Source organism: Aquimarina pacifica, from assembly GCF_000520955.1.
Lineage (GTDB): Bacteria > Bacteroidota > Bacteroidia > Flavobacteriales > Flavobacteriaceae > Aquimarina > Aquimarina pacifica.
Window position 1 is genome coordinate 1 of the sequence record NZ_JACC01000080.1, and the last position, 3,533, is coordinate 3,533.

General features: G+C 35.0%; 2 protein-coding genes. Both read left to right on the forward strand.

Annotated features, from left to right (window positions below; genetic code table 11):
• Positions 1 to 353: T9SS type A sorting domain-containing protein (locus tag DZ60_RS0121755; RefSeq protein WP_025744118.1), on the forward strand; the 353-nt coding region annotated here is incomplete at its 5' end.
• Between the two features lie 325 nt (positions 354 to 678).
• On the forward strand, positions 679 to 3,533 hold a 2,855-nt coding region (locus tag DZ60_RS0121760), incomplete at its 3' end, for a carbohydrate-binding protein (protein ID WP_025744119.1).

Sequence of the window (3,533 nt, forward strand, 5' to 3'; positions counted from 1 at the left end):
GAGTTGACCAAGGAGCCGAAGGATGTTTACTCACGGGAGTACGATGGGATATGGAATGGCTTGCCAGCAGAGAGCGTTTTCAAGGAAATAGTAAGGCTAATTTAGATGCATTAGGAGCCCAAATATATCCTAATCCCCTTTCCTCCTATTCTGATCTATTAAATATTAGTATTCCTGGTTCAGTATTAGCCACAGTAGATGTTTTTAACTTAGCCGGGCAAAAGGTGTTTTCAGAAAATATTAAAGACGGAACTGGATTGATAAACTTAGGACATTTAACAAGTAAAGGTGTATATATTCTAAAGATCATTGATGAAAAAAAATCTTTCATTAAAAAAATAGTCATCAAATAAATGTAATTTCATTTAACATAAAAACATTATTAGATCAACAAATCTAATATTTATTTAAAAGCATCAACAAACTATAATATGTTCTGTTGATGCTTTTTATTGAATAGGCTTGACCTTTTTAAAAAATAAGTGAATTGTTATGACAAAGCCAAATTACCACGAATTCTAAAAAAGCACTTGCGAATTCTATAATGAGGCAAAGTAACAGTTAATGAGTCAATATTTTTAAACTGGTGGACCAAATTATTTCTCCATATAGTAAAAATTAAAATCCGTATAAAATTAACCTAATTTAATTATGCTCAAAACAAACTATTTAATAAACATGATAAAGGTTTTTATTCTGTTAACAAGCTTCTCTATATATGCTGTCGATATAACGGTGCCCTTAGGTGGAAACATCCAAGATGCTATTGATGACGTAAATGAAAGTGGTGGTGGTACAGTAACACTTGCAGCAGGAACATTTACAGTAACATCATCTTTAAAAATTAAGAGTAACGTAACATTGCAAGGCTCGGGTATTTACGCTAGTACTATTGCCACAACCCAAAATATTAAAATTATAGAGCAATCTGGTTACGGTTTAAGCAACATAACTATTAGAAACCTAACATTAAAGGGGACAAATAAAGTTGATGGTGGCGGAATGGATATCATTTCCTATGGAACTGATCATGACACTATTTTAATATCGAATGTACGTTGTTACAATACAGGTTGGGGAGTACATATTAAAGGTGCAAAAAATGTTTTAATAGAGAATTGTGATTTTAGCGAAAATGGAGCTATCGGTAAAGAAGGGTTTGCTCATAACTTATACTTAAGACGTGTGTATGGCGCTATCGTTAAAAATTCCTCACTTAATAATTCAATATCAGGTAACGGAATCAATATTTCATACAGTGAGGATGTTGAAATTCGAGATTCTGAAATGATTGGTAATTTCTTCAGAGGAGTTAGAGCAGCAGTAAGTATAGGATATTTAGTACACGATTGTATAATATCTGACAATATCGAGATTGGAATTTTTGCTAATAGTGAAACTAATGGTTTTACTACTACCGATATAGACATACAAAACAATTGTGTTTCAGGAAGTAAAGACGGGATTCGTGTTATAAGCGGAGCTACAGGAATAGTAATGAACAATAATTCTTATGACAATGATGATGATTATGACATTACCAGTTCGGTTTCTGACGTAAATAATATAAGTGATCCTAACGAACCATGTGACGGTTCTGTTCAACCGCCAGTATGCGACAGTCATGATGCCTTTTCAACGATACAAGCAGAAGATTATTGCGATGAATCGGGAATACAACTTTCTGGAAATGCTGTTGGTTATATACAAAATGGTGATTGGATCAAATTCAACGATGTAGATTTTAAGAATGGTGCAGCTTCAATTTCAGCTTCAGTATCAAGTGGTGCCTCTGGAGGAACTATCGAAATAAGACAAGGAAGCACCTCTGGTACTTTACTGGGAACAGTAGAAGTTGCCAACACAGGCTCATGGACAACGTGGGAGACTGTTTCATCAAATACTTCTTCTATAACTGGAGAACAAGATATTTTTCTAGTATTTACTGGCGGAAGTGGATACTTATTAGATATTGATTGGTTTACTTTTACAGAAGATACTACAGTAAATCCTTGTAACTCGCCTTTGGCCAATGTTACACCACCTTCTAATATAACTTCTGGTATCAATTACACCTATTTCGAAGGCTCTTGGAATGTCTTACCAAACTTTGGTACACTTACCCCTATTTCTAATGGTATAGCACCATCTATTGACCTTAGCAATGCAGCAAGTGCAGACAATTTTGGACTGAGTTTTGAAGGATATATTGATATTCCTAGTGATGATAGTTATACTTTTTATACAACCTCTGATGATGGTTCTGCACTTTGGATCGATGGAATTAAAGTAGTCGATAACGATGGACTTCATGGTGCCAAAGAAGAGTCTGGAACGATTTGCTTAGAAGCTGGATATCATCAAATAGAAGTTCAGTTTTTCGAAAAAACAGGAGGAAACGTATTATCCATAGCATATGAAGCGTCTGGTATTGCCAAAACAACATCCTTAGATCTTTATGGGACTTCTGTATCTACAAATTGTTCAATTCCTTGGAATGATAATGACTTTACAGTAAGCAATACTACAGTTAATTACACCTCTGGAGCAATAGACATTTCCTGTGCTTCTACAAGCCTTGAAGTATCTATGAATATAGAAGGTATTGGATCTATGGAAGATGTTGACTATCTAAATATTTATTATAAAATAGATGGTGGCAGTCAACAAGTTATCTCGGAAAATGTAAATGCTTTTTCTGAAAAGACTGTTTCCGTTAGTGGAATTAGAGGAAATACTATAGAAATTATTATCAATGGTGCCACGAGTGTCGCTGCAGAAACCTACTATGTTTCTAATATTTTAGTAGCATCAAATACAAACAGTGGTGGTACAGATTGTGCGGGAGTTGTAGAAGGAACAGCCACTGTTGATGCATGTGGAATTTGTTCAGGAGGTACTACTGGTATAAATCCAACAAATCCACAAACATGGTATGAAGATGCTGATGGAGATGGAGCCGGTGATCCAGACACCTCATTAGAACAGTGTAGCCAACCGAATGGATATGTTCTAGTAGCAGGTGATAATTGTCCGGATGACGCCAATAAAAATGAACCCGGTGATTGTGGTTGTGGAGTAGAAGAAGGAACATGTTCTGATTGTAATAATACTACCGCATTTACTGAAGCGGAATGTTATGATAATATGTCTGGTGTTATCATAGAATCCTCAAATGGAGATGGTGAAAACTTAGGACATTTAGCTGATGGTGATTGGGCAAGCTATAATGATATAGATGTGTCAAATATGAATTCGTTTAACGCTCTTTTATCTACACCAAGTTCTGGTCGTTCCATTGAAATTAGATTAGATAGTGAAAATGGAACACTTGTCGGAACGCTTTCTGTTCCTAATACAGGTGCTTGGCACAGTTATGTAAATACATCTACAAATATCTCAAATTTGAGTGGGACACATGACATTTTCTTAATTTTTAGAGGAGGTGCATTTAATATTGGTTCATTTGGATTTACAGAAGAAGATATTGTAGAACCTAGTGATTGTTCTGATTTTTTTAATGGTATCACTGT